The sequence below is a fragment of the Pseudomonas graminis genome, from assembly GCF_013201545.1.
Lineage (GTDB): Bacteria > Pseudomonadota > Gammaproteobacteria > Pseudomonadales > Pseudomonadaceae > Aquipseudomonas.
Window position 1 is genome coordinate 1,212,721 of sequence record NZ_CP053746.1, and the last position, 17,867, is coordinate 1,230,587.

The 17,867-nt window shown below is 59.7% G+C and carries 15 protein-coding genes, 1 tRNA gene and 1 pseudogene; 9 read left to right on the plus strand and 8 right to left on the minus strand.

All coding sequences use genetic code 11. The features are described from left to right. Positions 1 to 358: 358 nt before the first annotated feature. Positions 359 to 3,301: pseudogene (locus FX982_RS05565) on the plus strand (EAL domain-containing protein); the annotation flags it as partial. Between the two features lie 15 nt (positions 3,302 to 3,316). Next, positions 3,317 to 3,393, plus strand: a tRNA-Ile gene (locus tag FX982_RS05570). Between the two features lie 69 nt (positions 3,394 to 3,462). Here FX982_RS05570 and FX982_RS05575 read toward each other — a convergent pair. The 7 genes from FX982_RS05575 to FX982_RS05605 all read right to left on the minus strand — a co-directional run bounded on the left by FX982_RS05575 (position 3,463) and on the right by FX982_RS05605 (position 8,525). Further along, positions 3,463 to 4,620 (minus strand): glutathionylspermidine synthase family protein, encoded by a 1,158-nt coding sequence (locus FX982_RS05575; protein ID WP_172609914.1) that lies wholly within the window; start codon positions 4,618 to 4,620, stop codon positions 3,463 to 3,465. A 14-nt stretch (positions 4,621 to 4,634) separates the two neighbouring features. Continuing rightward, entirely contained in the window at positions 4,635 to 5,360 is a 726-nt protein-coding gene (locus FX982_RS05580; RefSeq protein ID WP_172609915.1) for a DUF1190 domain-containing protein, read from the minus strand. 26 nt (positions 5,361 to 5,386) lie between these two features. Next, the gene (locus FX982_RS05585) at positions 5,387 to 5,812 is read right to left on the minus strand and encodes a DUF350 domain-containing protein (RefSeq protein ID WP_122536533.1); all 426 of its coding nucleotides are present in this window, start codon (positions 5,810 to 5,812) and stop codon (positions 5,387 to 5,389) included. Positions 5,813 to 5,824: 12 nt separating this feature from the next. Continuing rightward, positions 5,825 to 6,493 (minus strand): DUF2491 family protein, encoded by a 669-nt coding sequence (locus tag FX982_RS05590; RefSeq protein WP_172609916.1) that lies wholly within the window; start codon positions 6,491 to 6,493, stop codon positions 5,825 to 5,827. Between the two features lie 49 nt (positions 6,494 to 6,542). Next, complete coding sequence (locus FX982_RS05595) at positions 6,543 to 7,106, minus strand: rhomboid family intramembrane serine protease (RefSeq protein ID WP_122536531.1); 564 nt, start codon at positions 7,104 to 7,106, stop codon at positions 6,543 to 6,545. A 75-nt stretch (positions 7,107 to 7,181) separates the two neighbouring features. Continuing rightward, a complete protein-coding gene (locus tag FX982_RS05600) occupies positions 7,182 to 7,889 on the minus strand; it encodes a PspA/IM30 family protein (RefSeq protein WP_172609917.1) in 708 nt (235 codons plus the stop codon). A 15-nt stretch (positions 7,890 to 7,904) separates the two neighbouring features. Further along, positions 7,905 to 8,525 (minus strand): YjfI family protein, encoded by a 621-nt coding sequence (locus FX982_RS05605; protein ID WP_172609918.1) that lies wholly within the window; start codon positions 8,523 to 8,525, stop codon positions 7,905 to 7,907. Between the two features lie 171 nt (positions 8,526 to 8,696). On the opposite strand from FX982_RS05605, the gene FX982_RS05610 reads away from it, so the two are divergent. Next, positions 8,697 to 9,743 carry an FUSC family protein gene (locus FX982_RS05610; RefSeq protein ID WP_172609919.1) on the plus strand — a complete coding sequence of 349 codons (1,047 nt, stop codon included), beginning with the start codon at positions 8,697 to 8,699 and terminating at the stop codon, positions 9,741 to 9,743. Between the two features lie 36 nt (positions 9,744 to 9,779). On the opposite strand, the gene ppk2 is transcribed toward FX982_RS05610, so the two are convergent. Then, on the minus strand, positions 9,780 to 10,691 hold the full coding sequence (gene ppk2 / locus FX982_RS05615; protein ID WP_172609920.1) for a polyphosphate kinase 2: 912 nt from the start codon (positions 10,689 to 10,691) through the stop codon (positions 9,780 to 9,782). Between the two features lie 248 nt (positions 10,692 to 10,939). Here ppk2 and FX982_RS05620 point away from each other — a divergent pair, with 248 nt between their 5' ends. The 6 genes from FX982_RS05620 (at position 10,940) to pqqB (ending at position 17,773) form a co-directional block, all read left to right on the plus strand. Further along, the gene (locus tag FX982_RS05620) at positions 10,940 to 11,401 is read left to right on the plus strand and encodes an Lrp/AsnC family transcriptional regulator (protein ID WP_172609921.1); all 462 of its coding nucleotides are present in this window, start codon (positions 10,940 to 10,942) and stop codon (positions 11,399 to 11,401) included. Between the two features lie 143 nt (positions 11,402 to 11,544). Then, a complete protein-coding gene (locus FX982_RS05625; protein WP_172609922.1) occupies positions 11,545 to 13,239 on the plus strand; it encodes a flavin monoamine oxidase family protein in 1,695 nt (564 codons plus the stop codon). Between the two features lie 10 nt (positions 13,240 to 13,249). Then, positions 13,250 to 14,050 carry a carbon-nitrogen hydrolase family protein gene (locus FX982_RS05630; RefSeq protein ID WP_172609923.1) on the plus strand — a complete coding sequence of 267 codons (801 nt, stop codon included), beginning with the start codon at positions 13,250 to 13,252 and terminating at the stop codon, positions 14,048 to 14,050. A 94-nt stretch (positions 14,051 to 14,144) separates the two neighbouring features. After that, positions 14,145 to 16,508, plus strand: coding sequence for a pyrroloquinoline quinone biosynthesis protein PqqF (pqqF, locus tag FX982_RS05635; protein WP_172609924.1), 2,364 nt, complete (start codon positions 14,145 to 14,147; stop codon positions 16,506 to 16,508). A 188-nt stretch (positions 16,509 to 16,696) separates the two neighbouring features. Next, positions 16,697 to 16,768: a pyrroloquinoline quinone precursor peptide PqqA gene (gene pqqA, locus FX982_RS05640; RefSeq protein ID WP_008365141.1), complete on the plus strand. Its 72-nt coding sequence runs from the start codon at positions 16,697 to 16,699 to the stop codon at positions 16,766 to 16,768. Between the two features lie 93 nt (positions 16,769 to 16,861). Beyond that, the gene (gene pqqB, locus FX982_RS05645) at positions 16,862 to 17,773 is read left to right on the plus strand and encodes a pyrroloquinoline quinone biosynthesis protein PqqB (RefSeq protein ID WP_172609925.1); all 912 of its coding nucleotides are present in this window, start codon (positions 16,862 to 16,864) and stop codon (positions 17,771 to 17,773) included. The last annotated feature ends 94 nt before the right edge of the window (positions 17,774 to 17,867 follow it).

The window sequence follows — 17,867 nt, forward strand, 5'->3', positions numbered from 1 at the left end:
TCCAGCGCGGCTACACTCGATTGATTCTCATCCATGAATCACCGAGGCTGCCATGATCTGGATGCCGGCCATTGCTCTCTTGTGCTTGCTCGCCCCCGCTGCAATCAGCGCCCAGACGGTGCTTGGCGATGGCCAAAACAGGCAGGCGATCCATCAAGAGTGGCTGCCCGGCGAGGATGCTGAACCTGGGAGTGCACCCGGCGTAAGCCTGCATTCGCCCACTCACTTGATCAGCAACCGATTCGCAGGTATCGATCAACGCCGCCAACCTGAGGAATTAATCGGACTGGACGATTCTCCACCCCTATCGCAGGCGGTCACTCACTCCAGCGAGCGCAGCAAGCTCTGGCACGAGTTTTTGCTGATCGGACTTCCCGGGCTGCTGGTTCTGATAACGGTGCTGGCCATTGTGGTGCGGATCAACCGTCGCCTCAGCTCGGAAATCTCTCGCCGAATTGCCCTTGAGCAGGAGCTGCGCAGCAGCGAATACCACTATCGCGGGATGATCGAAAGCCTTTCGGCCATCGCGTGGGAAGCCAATACTCACGACTACTCCTACAACTACGTCTCACCGCACGCGCAGGATTTGTTGGGGTATCCGCTGCACCAGTGGCGGAGGCCCGGATTCTGGCGGAGCATCGTTCATCCGGAAGACGTCGACTACGCACAGACCTACTGCGACCGCGAGGTGGCGGAGGGCAACGATCACAGTGTCGATTATCGAGTCCTGAGTGCCGACGGCAGGGTGGTCTGGATCCGCGACATTGTGAGCATGATCGGCTATGGCCAAGAACCCTTGATGCGCGGGCTGATGATCGACATCAGCGAAGCCAAGCAGACCGAAGAAGCTCTGCGCCTGTCGGAAGGGAAATTCGCCTCGGTGTTCGCGCAATGCCCTGACATGCTGGTCATCGCGCGTCTTTCCGACGGCTGCTTTCTGGAGGCCAATCCGGCTTTTGTAGAGCAAATCGGCGTCAGCCTGGACGACGTGGTAGGGCGCGTGCCCTCCGAGCTGAATATCTGGGGCATTCCCGACATCGGCCACAGTCTGCTGCAACGCCTTCAAAGGGGCAGCATCCGCAATCTGGAAATGCCGTTTCGGCGCAGCGACGGCCGTCTGTTCACCGGGCTTCTGTCAGCCGAGCCCTTCGACCTGGACTCCACTGCCGCAGTGGTTGTCGTGGTGAGGGACATCACGCCGCTCAAAGAGGCCCAGCAACAGCTGCAGATGTCCGAAGAGAAGTTCGCCAAGGCATTCCACTCCTCCCCCGACGGCCTGCTGATCACACGGCAAAACGACGGATTGCTGGTGGAGGTGAACGACGGTTTCAGCCGCATCACTGGTTATCACAGCTCGCTATCGCTGGACCGTACCACCCTTGACCTGGGCATTTGGGTAGACCTGAACGAGCGACAGCAACTGCTCGAGCAGTTGAGGCGCGACGGCTTTGTGAAGGACTTTACCAGCCACATCCGTCGCAGGGATGGTCAGATCCGCCTGTGCGAGATTTCCGCGCGACCGCTGCCGATTGCCGGTGAGGACTGCATGCTCACCATCGCGCGTGACATCACCGACCGCCATCAGATGCAGGAAAAGTTGCAACTGGCCGCGACGGTATTCGAAAGCACAGCGGAAGGCGTCTTGATCACCGACACCCGACAGCGGATTAACGCAGTCAACCGGGCCTTCAGCGAGATCACCGGCTACAGCGAACAGGAAGCGCTCGGCGACACGCCGCGATTGCTGGCATCCGGACTTCACGACAGCGCGTTCTACGCCGCCATGTGGTACCAACTGACCGCAGAGGGTCATTGGCAGGGCGAGATCAGCAACCGGCGCAAGAATGGTGAGATCTATCCGAGCTGGCTGACCATCAGCGCTGTGCGCAATCGCGATAAGTTCATCACCCACTTCGTTGCGGTGTTCGCTGATATCTCAAGCCTGAAGCAGGCTCAGGCCCGCCTCGACTACCAGGCGCACCACGACCCGTTGACCGGCCTGCCGAACCGGACGCTGTTTGAAAGCCGACTGCACGCCGCGCTGACCCACTCAAGAGCGGCCTACAGCCTCGGCGCGGTGTTGTTTCTGGACCTGGATCGTTTTAAACACATCAATGACAGCCTCGGCCACCCCGTTGGTGACCTGCTATTAAAAAGCATTGCGGTGCGCCTGAAGGAGAACCTGCGCGACATCGACACCGTCGCGCGGCTCGGTGGCGATGAATTCATCATCCTGTTGCCGGGCCTGCAAAATCCGACCGACGCCGAAGTCGTCGCCACCAAGCTGCTCAACAGTTTTTCGGCGCCGTTTCAGGCGGGCGATCACGAGTTCTTCATGAGCACCAGCATCGGCAGCGCGCTTTTTCCCACAGACGGAGCGGACGTCGCCACGCTGATCAAGAATGCCGACGCGGCGATGTATCGGTCGAAGGCCAAGGGGCGCAACCGGGTCGAGCACTACACCCGCGATCTGACCGCTCAGGCCAGCGAGCGGATTGCTCTGGAACAGGAGCTGCGGCGCGCTATCGAGCGTAACGAGTTCACCCTTTCTTACCAACCCAAAATCAGTTTGCTGACACACCGGTTGGTCGGCGCCGAAGCGCTGATACGCTGGTTCCACCCCACCTTTGGCGACGTCCCACCCGAGCGGTTCATCCCGCTCGCAGAAGAAAACGGCATGATCCTGCAGATCGGCGAGTGGGTGCTCGATACGGCCTGCCAGCAATTGCACGAGTGGAACCAGCGCTACGATGTGTTTGGCCCGCTGTCGGTAAACCTTGCCGGCGCTCAATTGCGTCAGCCCAATCTGGTCAACAAGGTCGAACGACTGCTGCTTCAGCAACAGTTACAACCTGGCTGTCTACAACTGGAAATCACTGAAAACTTCATCATGTCGCAGACCGAAGAGGCGCTTTCCGTCCTGCATCGCCTAAAAACACTAGGCGTACAACTGGCCATCGACGACTTTGGCACCGGCTACTCATCGCTCAGTTACCTCAAGCGCCTGCCGCTGGACATCCTCAAGATCGACCAATCGTTCGTGCGCGGCTTGCCTGATGACCCCCACGATGCGGCGATTGTGCGCGCGATCATTGCGCTGGGACGCAGCATGCAACTGACAGTCATCGCAGAAGGCGTCGAAACCCTCGACCAGCAGCAATTCCTGGCAGACGAAGGCTGCGAACAAATTCAGGGCTACCTCGTCAGCCTGCCCCTGCGCGCGGAGCAATTCAGTGCGACATTTCTTCGTACAACCGTTTCAGACGTTTCGGATGGCACAGCGCGTAAACCGTCGTTATAATCCGCGGCCTACTGAGGGCCTATAGCTCAGTTGGTTAGAGCAGGGGACTCATAATCCCTTGGTCCACGGTTCGAGTCCGTGTGGGCCCACCAAATAAAAAGCCGCGCATTGCGCGGCTTTTTCGTTCTTGCGCGGTACATACCGCCGGGCTCATCACAACCTCAATCAATCACCACATGCGGCAAAAACCGGCTGCTGTCTTTGGTGATCAAACTGTCGTCTTCACGAATCCCGATCCCCGAAGCCATATCCCCCACCACCCACGATCCGATCAGCGTGTAGCTGTCGCCAAAACGAGGCAACGGCGCGAATTCCTGAAGGATGTAGGGCGCATCGTTGTAAGGGCCGTCTTCGAAAATGACTTGATCAGTCGGCGTGCGAATTTCGATGTTGGCGCCTTCGCGGGAAAAGTATGGCTTGCGCACCCAGCCCTTTGGCACTGCAGATTGCGGGTACTTATCGACGAAGGACGGTAGCAGATTGGGATGCCCTTCATTGAATTCCCAAAGCAACGGCAGGATGCCTTTGTTGGAGATGATCGCCTTCCAGGCAGGCTCGATGAACTGCGTGTCGCACTGCGGGATGGCCTGGCCGTGGGGCTCATGGAAGACATGCTCCCAGGCGTGCAGCTTGAAGATACGTTCGATCCAGCGGCCTTCGAGATCGACGAATCGGCCGTTGGCATTCAGGCCGATGTCTTCGATGTCGATGTGGCGGGTTTCGATGCCGGCGTGCTCGGCCATTTTGCGCAGGAATTCGGTCGTACCCCTGTCTTCTATCGAGCCTGACATGCACGAGAAGTAGAAAGCCCCGCCCTCCCTGATTGCCGCAAAAGCCCGGACCAGGTCTTCCGCCATCGAGTTGAACTGTGAAGCGTGGGCCGGCAATACGCCGCGCTGGATCTGCTCTTCAAGCCAGATGAGCTGAAATGCGCCCGCCTCATACGCTGACGTAGGTGTGTCCATGTTGGCTTCCAGCAGTTTGGCCGGGTTCACGCCGTCATAGCTGAAGTCAAAGCGGCCATACAGATGCGGGTGGCCTTCCTTCCATGAGGTGCGGACCAGGTCGAAGAACGTATCCGGAATAGCCAGCCGAGTCAGCAGCTCTTCGCTCTCGACGACCTTCTCCACGATGTCCAAGCACATGGCATGAAGCTCTTGAGTCGGCGCCTCAATGTCGCGTGTGATCTGCGCTTCGGTGAACTGGTAGTAGGCCCGCTCATCCCAGTAGCGCTCGCCGTCGATGGTGTGAAAGTTAAACCCTTCACGCTCGGCTGTCTGGCGCCAGTCAGGACGTTCCTGGATGCTGATCCTTTTCATGGGTAACGTCCCTGTTAGCCGCCGAAGCTTGAGCCGCTGCTTTTGCCACCCCACCCGCTGCGAGCGGTGGCCTGGCTGCCGAAACCGCCACGGGAAACGGAAGACGAGACCGATGAATTGCGGCCCAGGGTGCTTTTGCTGTAAGTCCCGGTCGAGCTGGTTCGCGCCTGAGTGGAGTTGCCGAAGGTCTTGCCCCGCTCGATCTGGCGCGACAATGTGGACGTCTGGTAACCCCCTCGGGAGTCCCGCTCCTGGTAAATCGGCTGGGAGTAGTAACGACCGCCGCCGCCAGTGAATCCGTTGACCATGTTGCTGACGAGCATGCCCATCAGGAATCCGTTTACCCCGGAACCAAAGCCACCACCGCCGCCACCCGACTGCTCGGCCTGCGCCTTCGCTGCGTCGACCTGTGACTTGGGAAGCTCACCGGAAACTTCCAGCTGGAAGCCCCCGAGCTTGGGCGTGAATTTGCCATCGGCATTCTGCTGGCAGTAATCAGGGACGAAATCTGCTTCGCAGGCTGTCTTGTCGTCGTAGGTCGGGGCTACGCGGCGGTGCTCCGCCAGCGCGCTCATGTAGGCGTCCGAGCAGACATCGACCGGGACTTTCTGATCGACACAGGCTTGTACCGACGGGTAGGTCTGCTGCGCGGAAACTTCCACAGTGTCGGACTTGCTGCACGCGCTGATCGCCAGCGGCAGGGTGCTGGCCAGGACCAGCTTGAGGGAACTACGTCTCATCGATAACTCCTTTCGATAACAGGCGATCAGGTCGACGGCGTCATGCAGGCCGAGTTGAGAAAACCGACACTGATCGAGACGCTGGCGGCATAGATCGCCGCAGCAAGCTCGCCTCGGGTGATGCGTGCGGAAAGATCCTTGAGGACCATGCTGGTCGCGGTAAACGCCAGCAACTGTACGACTGCCGCAATGACTGCCCAGATCACCACATCCAGTACGCTGATGCTGTAGGTGATGACGTTGCTGGCAGGCAGGGCGAAACCGATGAGCGCACCGCCCAGGGCGACAGCCGCAGCTACATTGCCCTCACGAATCTGGGCGAACTCCTTGTGCGGCGTCAGACGTGTGTAGGCCATCTGAAACAATGCGAACAACCCGCCGGCCACAATGATGTAGACCACAAAACTCAGCAACGACTGGAAGCTGACGGACATACGAAGCGCTTCAAGCATTTTTACTTCCTTTTAAATGACGGTGAAATCAGTGGACTGCAGGGTCACGCCGACCGACGTGGTGAAGGAGACAACGCCCTCCTCGTCTTCCTCGACAGACAGCAACAAAAATTCGCGTCGGTCCACCAGGCCCGTGTCCCGCGCGTACAACATGCTCAGGTGTTTGATGCGGTACGCACCGTCAGGGCTGACGACCTGCTCGTCCATGGGCGTGAGCTCGGTCTGGCCTTCTTCCGTGCCCCACTGACGCCCGTACTCCCAGCCGTCATGTTCGAACACCGGCAGACCGACGCTGGACTCAGGCCCCACGAGGCGCTTGAGCTCCGCCTCGCTGTTGATCGTGACGACGCTGCTGTAGCCGAACAGGATGATGTCCTGGACGTCTTCAGCGGCAGGCCCGTTCATCATGACTTGCAGCCAGTAATCTTCGTCCTCGAAGTAGAAGCGCACCAGACGAACCGATTGCCCCAGATCGACCTGCCCCACTGACCAGACCACTTCTTCGTCAGGAACCACCAGTTCCGAATGGCCGTCGAGCATCAGCTTGAGCGAGTCATCGAGGTCCAGCATACGACCGGTAGCGAGCCCGAGCGGATTAGCCAGGGCCGCATTGGCGGAGGGGTTGGAGCCGGCCGGTGGAATGGGCGACTCCAGGCCTAACGCGCGTTTGATCCAGCTCATGTCTCATCTCCTTGAATTCGCGCCGAGGCGATGTAAAAAGTTGTGCCACTCACTGCGCCGGACCTCGCTCGACAAGCCGCCGTGAGTGCATTAACCAGGCCGTCACAATACCGGCAAGCGCGCCACACAGGTGTGACTCAATCGATACACCCGGGACCGGAATGAAGCCAAAAATCAATCCGCTGTAGCCCAGCAGGGTCACCAGTGCAATCGCGAAACTTGCCAGACTGCGCTGATACCACGCCCGGGCCAGCAGATACGCCCACAAGCCGAAGATCAGACCGCTGGCGCCCACATGGATGACCGGACGACCGACCACCCAGACCATCAGCCCGCCGAGCACAACGATGAGCAGCACCACGCGTACGTATCGCTGAAGCCCCTCGGTTGCGACCAGCCAGCTCAGCACCACAAAAGGCAGAAGATTGCTCAGCAGGTGACGGACCGATCCATGCAAAAACGGGGAGAAAACGATGCCTTGCAGGCCGGACGATGTTCTGGGTACCAGGCCATGGGACAGCAGGCTATTGGCGGTCAGGGAGTTAACCATCTGCACAACGATCATCACAGCGGCAAGGCAGAGTATCGTTCGTAGTCCATTTCCGATATTCATCTGTACACCGCTGGAGCCTAAAAAACTGAAACCGAAAAAAGGCAGCCGGAAATCCGGCTGCCTCTGTTGAACGGCTTATTGCCCAGCGTTACCGCTCTGGCTTTGTGCTTTCAAACGGGCGAGAACGTCAGCTGCGCCGCCGGTTTTCGAGCCAATCCCGGCATCCTGAAGACGACGCTCCAGATCGCCGCCGTTGGCAGCCTCGGTCAGCTCATCGGCCGCTTCAAGCCTGGCGTCCTGTTCATCCTGACGCTGCTTGATACGAGCCAGCGAACCCACTGCGGTTTCGAGTCGGCCATTGGCGCCGCCCGTTGCAGCAGCGGCGTTGATCTGCGCCTTTTGCACGCTGTCACGGGCTTTGGCCATATCGGTCTGCTGACGCAGGCCTTTGATCTGGCTTTCGGCCTTGATGACCTGTGCGGTCAGTTTCGCCACATGGACGCCGAACTGATCGGCCGCGAGTTTTTCTTGATCGCGCAGAGCCGTCAGCTCGGCCACTTTCTCGGCACATTCGAGGGCGAGGGCTTCTTCGCCTTTATTCATCGCGGCGAGCGCTTTCTGCTCCCAGTTGGCGATGTTCTTGTCGTGCTCTTCGACGCGCTGCAGCGAGAGCTTGTGCTTGGCTTTGATCTGGATCAGCTGGTTGCGCGCCGCGAGCATGGAGGCATCGGCGTCACGGATTTCCTGATCGAGGATTCGCAGTGCCTGAGCATCGACGATGGCTTCACCCACCTCGGAAGCCCCACCACGCAGCGCTGTGACCATTTTTTTCCAAAGGCTCATTGATGTGTCTCCCGATTACTGTGAATCAACTGTTAGAAGGTCTTCGTAGGCATCAGCCGCACGAATCACGTTGTCTGCCAGCGTGAGGACTTCGTGGACGATGACCGTCAGCGAAGAGGCCGCGCTAAGAGCGCCGAACATGCTGTAGACGGTTTCGCCATTTGGCATGGTCTCGATGCCGATCGACGACAGTGGGAAGAGGTCCCGACTGCGCAGCACCGTCTCGTTGAAAGACTGTGGGTCTTTGACCTGAGAGGCGTAGACCAGGACGGAATCAACCAGGATCTGGTCGCCCGCGATGGCGATGATGATGGGCAAGCCACCGAACTGGTTCATCACCAGGCTCAGACTCGGCTCAGCGCCTTGAATGAGGGTCAGCTTGATGTCGTTATTCTTGACCACGTCCAGCTCGGCGAACGCCGAGTGAAGGGTGTCGATCGTCCAATTGGTATTCTCAGTCATGAATCCCTCCAGTTTGATCCGGTTACCCAGGTAGGGCTGGCGTAGCACCTTTTCGATATCTCTCAATACCTCCGCGTTTTCCGGAAGTACGTACAGCTCTCGTTTCACGTACCCGGCAGCCGTCAGCCGAGCGCGCATTTCGCGCATGTAGTCGGTTGAAGTTTTCCGAGCCATTGAAGTCTTTCCTGAACATCACATGTGATAGCAACGCACCCTACGCGCAAGTATTGATATACGCAACATCTCACATGTGATGATTTTGTGAATGAACCACGCACGAGGGTGGTGACGCGCCGCATTTGCCGGGCTTCGGATATATTCATCATCCCCATGGTCTGTAACCCCATGAACACAGCCTCGCTTCCCTCTTGGCTTCGCCGCGTGCTGCGTCCGCTTCTGGACCCCTACCGCCGCTATCGCCATGCCCGCTACATCCACGCCGGCCGAATCGTGGTCGGACTGGTGGTGTCGATACTGCTGACGACCGGTTTTCATCTGCCCCACGGGGAGTGGGCATCGGTGACGATGCTGATCGTGATTGGCGGGTTGCAGCACCACGGCAATATCGGCAAGAAGTCGGTGGAGCGCGCTTACGGGACTTTGATAGGCGCGGCACTGGGCCTGGCAGTCGTGGCGCAGGAAAGCTACTTGGGCATGCCATTGCTGACGTACGTGGTCATGTCGCTGATCTGCGGTTTCTTTGCGTATCACGCCATTGGCAAGGGTGGTTACACGGCGCTGTTGTCGGCCATCACCCTGTTTATCGTGGCGGGCCACGGTGATAACCCGATCACGGACGGGTTGTGGCGGACGGTGGACATCTTGATCGGCATCGCCCTCGCTCTGGCGTTTTCTTTCGCGCTGCCGTTGTATGCCGTGTATTCGTGGCGCTACAACCTGGCCAGTGGCCTGCGGGACTGTGCGCTGGCTTACGACCGCATCGCCAGCGGGCAGTCGATCACCGCAGACGAGCACGTGAAGTTGACTGCGCGAATGGGCGCGACGCTGTTGCAGTTGCGCTCGCTGATGCCGTCGGTGTCCAAGGAAGTAAAGATATCGATCGTTGAACTGGACGCCATTCAGCGCCACTACCGCATGTGCCTGAGCATCCTCGAGATTCTTTCGAACCTGCGTCCGGCAGACACTGGCAGTACAGGGGTGACGGCGGAGCAACGGCGAATCCGTCGCATGCTGATCGGTATGGCCCGCGCGCTGCAGACCGGTGCAACTGAGCGTTTGCAGCGGCCAACCGAGAGCTTGACCGTCGGGCCTGACGTTCCGACCGCGTCGACCGAGGTGCTGGGCTATCAGTTGATGACCCGCCAGTTCACGCAAAATCTCGAAAGCCTGCAGCAGCGTCTGTCGAAAACAGCGCCGGCGTGGAAGATCTGAACCACGCCAGCGCTCTAATCAAAAACCGGCGGAGGATCAATAAACCGCCGGAACGACCATCTCACGCGGTACCGGCGCACGCAGGTAATTGGCGTTGTACTCGCGCTCCGGCAACACCACCTGTGGTGTCTCGGTGTCGCCGCGCGGGATCTGCTCCAGCAGGTGATGAATGCAATTCAAGCGCGCGCGTTTCTTGTCGTCGGCCTCGACGATCCACCACGGCGCGACGTCGGTGTGGGAACGGGTGAGCATTTCTTCTTTCGCGTTGGTGTAGTCCTCCCAGCGACGGCGGGACTCAAGGTCCATCGGCGACAGCTTCCACTGTTTCAGCGGGTCATGGATGCGCATCAGAAAGCGCCGGTATTGCTCGTCGTCGGTGATGGAGAACCAGTACTTGATCAGGATGATGCCCGAGCGAACCAGCATTTTTTCGAACTCTGGGACGGTGCGGAAAAACTCTTCGTACTCCTCGTCATCACAGAAGCCCATGACCCGCTCGACCCCGGCCCGGTTGTACCAGCTGCGGTCGAACAGCACCATTTCGCCGGCGGCGGGCAGGTGCGCGACATAGCGCTGGAAGTACCACTGCGTGCGCTCGCGTTCACTCGGCGCGGTCAGTGCAGCCACACGGCACACCCGCGGATTGAGCCGCTGAGTGATGCGCTTGATCGCACCGCCCTTACCTGCCGCATCCCGGCCTTCGAACAGCACGACTACCTTGAGCTTTTGGCTCACCACCCAGTCCTGCAGTTTCACCAGTTCGCCTTGCAGGCGCAGCAGCTCGCGGAAGTACAGGCGGCGATCAATCCCTTTGGGTACCTCCTCGCCCAGATCGGCCAGCAAGCCATCCAGGCGCGCGTCGTCGTACTCCATTTCCAGTTCTTCGTCGAAGCTGTCGAGGATATCGGCCTGGATGTAGCGGGCGGTTTCAGACAAATCCAGAGTCATGACGAGGCTCCCGGCGTGGATTCAAAGGGGTAGGGAGGGAATTTAGGCACGCCAGGGGTGACAGAAGAATGACAAAAGCCTTACAGCGCAGAAAAGTCCTACATGACCGACGCAGGTTTTCTGGCGCCCATCCCTGCTGGATGAGCGACGTAGAATGCCTGATCTTTCGCGTCGCCTTGCCATTCGAATATCACCCCAACCCCCACGGAATCTCCTAACATGCCCCGCTTGCCGAAGGAGATACACCCTTGCCTGACACCCGCCCCCCAGCAATCGATGACATCGACCGCAAACTGATCGCCGCGCTGCAAATCAATGCCCGGGAACCGGTCGCTAATCTGGCTCGGCAATTGGGCATTGCGCGCACCACCGTGACCTCGCGACTGGCGCGCCTGGAAAAAGCCAAGGTCATCACCGGCTATGGCGTGCGTCTGGGTCAGCGGCTGGTGGATGGCGGGCTGCAGGCCTATGTCGGGATCACCGTGCAGCCCCGCTCGGGCAAGGAAGTGCTGCGGCGGCTGAGTGCGCTGGCGCAGGTGCAACAGTTGTGTGCCGTGAGCGGCGAATTCGATTACGTGGCGTGGCTGCGCACGGATTCGCCGGAGCAGCTGGATCAGATGCTTGATCTGATCGGCAGTGTCGATGGCGTCGAGAAAACCACCACGTCCATCATTCTGAGCAGCAAGATAGACCGAGGGCAGCCGTCCTGAACTGACCGCTTCTGACAATATGACGAAGCGCTTCGTCACTTTGCCGGTATTCTCGACACATCGACAACACTCTGCGTCTTAATAACGTCCCAACTGTTATCTAGACTTGTCCACTTTCGCGCCGCAGTCGAACAAGGTCAGTCATGAAGAATAATCGCCACCCCGCCAACGGAAAGAAACCGATCACGATTTTCGGCCCGGACTTCCCGTTCGCCTTCGATGACTGGATCGAACACCCGGCGGGCCTCGGCAGCATTCCGACGGAAAACCTCGGTAAAGAAGTGGCGATCGTCGGCGCAGGTATCGCGGGGCTGGTGGCGGCTTATGAGCTCATGAAGCTGGGGCTAAAACCCGTCGTTTACGAAGCCTCCAAAATGGGCGGCCGTCTGCGCTCGCAACAGTTCGAAGGCGCTGAAGGCATCATCGCCGAACTGGGCGGCATGCGCTTCCCGGTCTCCTCCACCGCCTTTTATCACTACGTCGACAAGCTCGGCCTGGAATCCAAGCCCTTCCCCAACCCGCTGACGGCTGCCTCCGGCAGCACAGTGATTGACCTGGAAGGCAGCACCCACTACGCACAGAAACTGTCGGACTTGCCTGCGCTGTTTCAGGAAGTCGCCGACGCCTGGGCCGACGCGCTGGAGGCCGGCTCGCAGTTTGCCGACATTCAGCAAGCCATCCGCGACCGCGATGTGCCTCGGCTCAAAGCGTTGTGGAACAAGCTGGTACCGCTGTGGGACGACCGCACGTTCTATGACTTCGTCGCCACGTCGGAAGCCTTCGCCAAACTGTCGTTCTATCACCGCGAAGTGTTTGGTCAGGTCGGCTTCGGCACCGGTGGCTGGGACTCGGACTTCCCGAACTCGATGCTGGAGATCTTCCGCGTGGTCATGACCAACTGCGACGATCACCAGCACCTGATCGTCGGCGGCGTCGGGCAAGTGCCTATCGGCATCTGGCGCCACACCCCCGAGCGTTGCGTGCATTGGCCCGAGGGCACCAGCCTCTCAACGCTGCACCGTGGCGCCCCGCGCACGGGCGTCAAGGGCATCAGCCGCGCCGCCAACGGCCAGTTCGCGGTCACCGACAATCTGGGCGATGTTCGCCATTACGATGCGGTTCTGGCGACGTGCCAGAGCTGGTTGCTGACCACGCAGATCGAGTGCGAAGAGTCGCTGTTCTCGCAGAAAATGTGGATGGCACTGGACCGCACGCGTTATATGCAGTCGTCGAAAACCTTCGTCATGGTCGACCGGCCGTTCTGGAAGGATAAAGACCCGGAAACCGGCCGCGACCTGATGAGCATGACCCTGACCGATCGCCTGACCCGTGGCACTTATCTGTTCGATAACGGCACCTATTCCAACGGCGTCGAGAAGCCGGGGGTGATTTGCCTGTCGTACTCGTGGATGAGCGACGCGCTGAAAATGCTGCCGCATCCCGTGGAAAAACGCGTCAGTCTAGCGCTCGGGTCGCTGAAAAAGATCTACCCGAAGGTCGATATCGCCGCGCGCATCATCGGAGATCCGATCACCGTGTCGTGGGAATCCGACCCGCACTTCCTCGGTGCTTTCAAAGGCGCGCTGCCGGGTCACTACCGCTACAACCAGCGGATGTACGCGCACTTCATGCAGAAGGAGATGCCTGACGAGCAACGCGGCATTTTCATCGCCGGTGACGACGTGTCCTGGACACCCGCCTGGGTCGAAGGCGCCGTGCAGACCTCGCTGAACGCGGTGTGGGGCATCATGACCCACTTCGGCGGCAAGACTCACGCCGAGAACCCAGGGCCTGGCGACGTGTTTCACGAGATCGGCCCGATCGTTTTGCCTGAGTAAGGAAGTCACTATGCGCGTCGCCCTCTACCAATGCCCGCCGTTGCCCCTCGATGTCAGCGCCAATCTTCGGCGCCTGGAAGCTCAGGCGGTCGAGGCATCGGCGCAGGGTGCATCGCTGCTGGTCTTGCCCGAGATGTTTCTCAGCGGCTACAACATTGGCGCCCAGACCGCGCGGGAGTTGGCGCAAGCGAGCGACGGCCCGGCTGCGTTGAGGATTGCCGAGATCGCTCAAGCAACCGGTATCGCGATTCTGTACGGCTACCCGGAGCTGAGTGGCGACGGTCAGGTTTACAACGCGGTGCAGTTGATCGACGCGCAAGGTGTTCGGCTCTGCAATTACCGTAAGACCCATCTGTACGGCGAACTGGACAACGCGATGTTCAGCGCAGGTGATGAGCACTTTCCGGTGGTGGATTTTGGGGACTGGAAGCTCGGATTTCTGATCTGCTACGACGTCGAGTTTCCCGAGAACACGCGGCGTCTGGCCTTGGCCGGCGCAGACCTGATTCTGGTACCGACCGCAAATATGGCGCCCTACGATTTCGTCGCGGAAGTCACCGTGCGGGCCCGCGCCTTCGAGAACCAGTGCTACCTGGTTTATGCCAATTACTGCGGCAGCGAGGGCGATATCCATTACTGCGGCTTGAGCAGTGTCTGCGCGCCGGACGGTCGACAAATCGGCCTTGCCGGTCAGGATGAGACCTTGGTGACGGCAGATCTGGACCGTGACGCGATGAGCGAATCCCAAACGATCAATACCTATTTCAAGGATCGCCGGCCAGGGTTTTATTCGGGGCTGGGAAAGCCGTAAGGTCATCATCCGACGTCGCCACTGAGCACGTCCCACACCTGCACGCCCGTTATCCGCTAGCATGGCGGCTCAGTCATCCAACATCACAAGCGCCATGCCCAACCCCATCAGCCAACGATCCCTGACCCTGTCCAACGGCTTGAACGTGGTGCTGGTTTCGGCCCCACGTTCGAAGCGTTGCGCTGCGGCATTGCGGGTCGCGGCAGGCAGTCATGATGTTTCGCCCCGCTGGCCGGGGCTGGCGCATTTCCTTGAGCATTTGTTCTTTCTCGGCACCGAGCGCTTTGGGGCTGACGAAACGCTAATGGCGTTCGTGCAGCGCCACAGCGGGCAAGTGAACGCCAGCACACGCGAGCGCACCACCGACTTTTTCTTCGAACTGCCGCGGGCCGTGTTCGCCGACGGTCTTGAGCGGCTGTGCGAAATGCTCGCCCATCCACGCATGACGATTCCCGATCAGTTGCGAGAACGGGAGGTGCTGCACGCGGAATTCATCGCCTGGTCGCGGGACCATGCCTCTCGTGATCTGCTGAAACGCCTGCAGCCTTTGTCGGCCTTGCATCCGTTGCGTTGGTTTCATGCAGGGAATCGCTTCAGCCTTCCGGTTCCGCGTCAGGGGTTTCAGGATGCGCTGAAGGCGTTCTATCGACGGTTTTATCAGGCCGGGCAGATGACGCTGAGCCTCGCGGGGCCTCAATCGCTTGATGAACTGGAGAAATTGGCCACGCAGTTTGGCGGGTATTTCGGTCAGGGCAGCCGGGTTGAGCAACAGCGACCGCCTGCGCTGCTCACTGATGAACCTAAGCCGATCGGTGAGGCTGATCAGCGTCGGATGCATCTGACGTTTGCGTGCGAAGGCTTACCGGTCGGACAGGAGCAGGCTGCTGCCTTTCTTTGTACCTGGATGAATGACGGGCAAGCAGGTGGGCTGGTGGCGGAGCTGCGCGAACAAGGGTTGATTGAGTCGCTGAAGGCCGAGGTCATGTATGAATTTGCCGGTCAGGCATTAGTCGACGTCGCGTTCGTGTTGGCTGCAACGCCTCCCGACGCGTCATCGCATGTACCAGCACTGGTTTTCAGCTGGCTCGCCTTCTTCAAATCTCATTACCGTCAGTTGATCGAAGAATACGAGCGGCTGGAACAGCGGCGGCTGGCCGTCAGCGGTGCGCTGTCGCTGGCGCGGTATTACAGCGCTGAACCTGATGCGGCGGGTCTGTCGATAGAGGCGGTTGATGCGCTGCTCAGCCAGCTCACACCCGCGGCGCTGTTACGGACGCGAGCCGAGCCCTTGGCGTGTGACACATCCAGCGTTGGGTGGCGGTTGCCTGAGCCCAATCCATTTCTGAAACCCGCAACGGCATCCACTACGCCGACCTTGCCCTTGGCCAAGCTGACATTCAGCAGTGCGCTGCCAGCAAACGGCGAGGCCGCGCTGTACCTACGATGGACGCTCGTTACTGCGCAGCCCAAGCTTGCGCGAATGTTGGAGGAAAGCCTGAAACCGCTGACGGCCCAAGCCAGTCAAGCGGGTGTCACGCTGGCATTCAGTGCCTACGGCAGGTTCTGGCAGCTGAAAGTCTCAGGTATGGCGGAGCCGTTGCCCGCCGTACAGGAACAGGCGCTGCTTTTGCTTGGCCAGCCGGTTGCTCAGGCCCTGGCGCGTTACGGTACGCCAGCTGATGAACCGGCCGTTATCCCGATCCGTCAGCTGTTGAAGACGTTGCCTGATCATTATTTGAACAACACAGTCACCCCGCAAACCGACGACCTGCAGCGCGTGTGGGCTGATGCCAGTTGGACAGGGTTTGCCACGGGCTTTACACCCTCAGAGCGAGATGCCTTGAGTCACGCCGCTCGGCTCATCCCCGGTCTCCCGGAGCATTCACCTCTCACGGTACCTCGGACCACAGGCACACAGTGGAAAATCGAACCGTCAGAATCTTCTGAAAATGCGCTGCTGATCTTCTACCCAACGCCCTCCCACTCTCTCGACGAGGACGCCACGTGGCGACTCTTCGCACAGCTGATGCAGGCCCCGTTCTACCAGCGCCTGCGTGTCGAGCTGCAACTGGGCTACGCCGTCTTCAGCGGTTTCCGACAGATCGCCGGGCATGGAGGTCTCCTGTTTGGCGTGCAATCCCCTAGCGCGAGCGCGGAACAACTCGTTGCGCACATCGAGACCTTCATCGAGGGTCTGCCGGCATTGATCAACGCCGCAGACCTCCCCGCGCAGGGAAAGATCCTGCGGGACCAACTCGAAACGGCTGACATGGAGCACCTGCAAGCAGCCGAACTCCTCTGGCAAGCGCACTTGGCAGGCCACGGCACTGATTACTGCACCCGCCTGCAACATTCCCTTGCACATCTTCGGCAGGACGCTTTGCTTGAAGCCGCCCATCGGCTGGCACATCCGGACAGCGCCCGCCTGTGCCTGTCAAACCGTGCCAGTCCGCTCTAGCCCGCACAGGTCATCGCTCGCAAACCGCCGATCATTGCCCGTTGTGCAAGGATCTTTATCGGATATTTCATCATTGGCCGTTCGATAATTTTAGTAACATAGCCCCCTAAGCATTTGAACGTCTCCGCTCGCAGGAGCACTAACGAATGTACTCACCCACCGCTGCACTAACCCAGAAGGAGTCAATTATGTGGACTAAACCTGCTTACACTGATCTGCGTATCGGCTTTGAAGTCACCATGTACTTCGCAAGCCGTTGATTGTTGCGCGGTGAGAAGCCTCGGTTCGCCGGGGCTTTTTTATTAACGCGATTCTGATTCAGGGCCGGCCTGGCCCGTCGCTACGGGGTTTACATGCACATCCAGATTCTCGGTTCCGCCGCCGGCGGTGGTTTCCCTCAGTGGAACTGCAACTGCGTCAATTGCGCAGGCTTTCGCGACGGCAGCTTGCGGGCGCACGCGCGCACCCAGTCGTCCATCGCGCTGTCGGACGACGGTGTGAACTGGATCTTGTGCAACGCCTCTCCCGACATCCGCGCCCAGCTCCAGGGTTTTGCCCCAATGCAGCCCAATCGCGGCCTTCGCGACACCGGGATCAGCGCGATCATTCTGATGGACAGCCAGATCGACCACACCACCGGTTTGCTGAGCCTGCGTGAGGGCTGCCCGCATCAAGTCTGGTGCACGGACATGGTTCACGAGGACCTGAGCACCGGTTTCCCGCTGTTCAACATGCTCAAACACTGGAATGGCGGCCTGGCCTGGAATCGCATCGAGCTGGAAGGCAGCTTTGTCATTCCCGCCTGTCCGAACCTGCGCTTTACGCCATTTCCACTGCGCAGCGCGGCACCGCCCTACTCGCCACACCGATTCGACCCGCACCCGGGCGACAACATCGGCTTGATGGTCGAGGACCTGAGCACGGGCGGCAAACTGTTCTACGCGCCGGGCCTGGGCAAAGTCGATGACGCCCTCATGGAGAAGATGAGCGGCGCCGACTGCCTGTTGGTCGACGGCACGATGTGGGACGACGATGAGATGCAGCGCCGTGGCGTCGGCACCCGCACCGGGACGGAGATGGGTCATCTGGCGCAAAATGGCCCCGGCGGCATGCTCGAAGTGCTGGAAAAGCTGCCGCAACAGCGCAAGGTGCTTATCCACATCAACAACACCAACCCTATCCTCGACGAAGACTCGCCCGAGCGCGCTGAACTGGCGCGGCGGAACGTCGAAGTGGCATTCGACGGGATGAGCATCGAGCTTTAAGAACGCTGAATAACCGACTGTAGGGTGAGTTTGCTCATGAAGGTGTCAGGTCAGCCAGCCGATGAGGCACAGGTAGATCGCCTTCGTGAGCAGC

Bases quoted from the DNA above. Each gene is read 5' to 3' on its own strand.
- FX982_RS05575 (WP_172609914.1), bottom strand. From the start codon at position 4,620: ATGAAAAGGATCAGCATCCAGGAACGTCCTGACTGGCGCCAGACAGCC.
- FX982_RS05580 (WP_172609915.1), bottom strand. From the start codon at position 5,360: ATGAGACGTAGTTCCCTCAAGCTGGTCCTGGCCAGCACCCTGCCGCTG.
- FX982_RS05585 (WP_122536533.1), bottom strand. From the start codon at position 5,812: ATGCTTGAAGCGCTTCGTATGTCCGTCAGCTTCCAGTCGTTGCTGAGT.
- FX982_RS05590 (WP_172609916.1), bottom strand. From the start codon at position 6,493: ATGAGCTGGATCAAACGCGCGTTAGGCCTGGAGTCGCCCATTCCACCG.
- FX982_RS05595 (WP_122536531.1), bottom strand. From the start codon at position 7,106: ATGAATATCGGAAATGGACTACGAACGATACTCTGCCTTGCCGCTGTG.
- FX982_RS05600 (WP_172609917.1), bottom strand. From the start codon at position 7,889: ATGAGCCTTTGGAAAAAAATGGTCACAGCGCTGCGTGGTGGGGCTTCC.
- FX982_RS05605 (WP_172609918.1), bottom strand. From the start codon at position 8,525: ATGGCTCGGAAAACTTCAACCGACTACATGCGCGAAATGCGCGCTCGG.
- FX982_RS05610 (WP_172609919.1), top strand. From the start codon at position 8,697: ATGAACACAGCCTCGCTTCCCTCTTGGCTTCGCCGCGTGCTGCGTCCG.
- ppk2 (WP_172609920.1), bottom strand. From the start codon at position 10,691: ATGACTCTGGATTTGTCTGAAACCGCCCGCTACATCCAGGCCGATATC.
- FX982_RS05625 (WP_172609922.1), top strand. From the start codon at position 11,545: ATGAAGAATAATCGCCACCCCGCCAACGGAAAGAAACCGATCACGATT.
- FX982_RS05630 (WP_172609923.1), top strand. From the start codon at position 13,250: ATGCGCGTCGCCCTCTACCAATGCCCGCCGTTGCCCCTCGATGTCAGC.
- pqqF (WP_172609924.1), top strand. From the start codon at position 14,145: ATGCCCAACCCCATCAGCCAACGATCCCTGACCCTGTCCAACGGCTTG.
- pqqB (WP_172609925.1), top strand. From the start codon at position 16,862: ATGCACATCCAGATTCTCGGTTCCGCCGCCGGCGGTGGTTTCCCTCAG.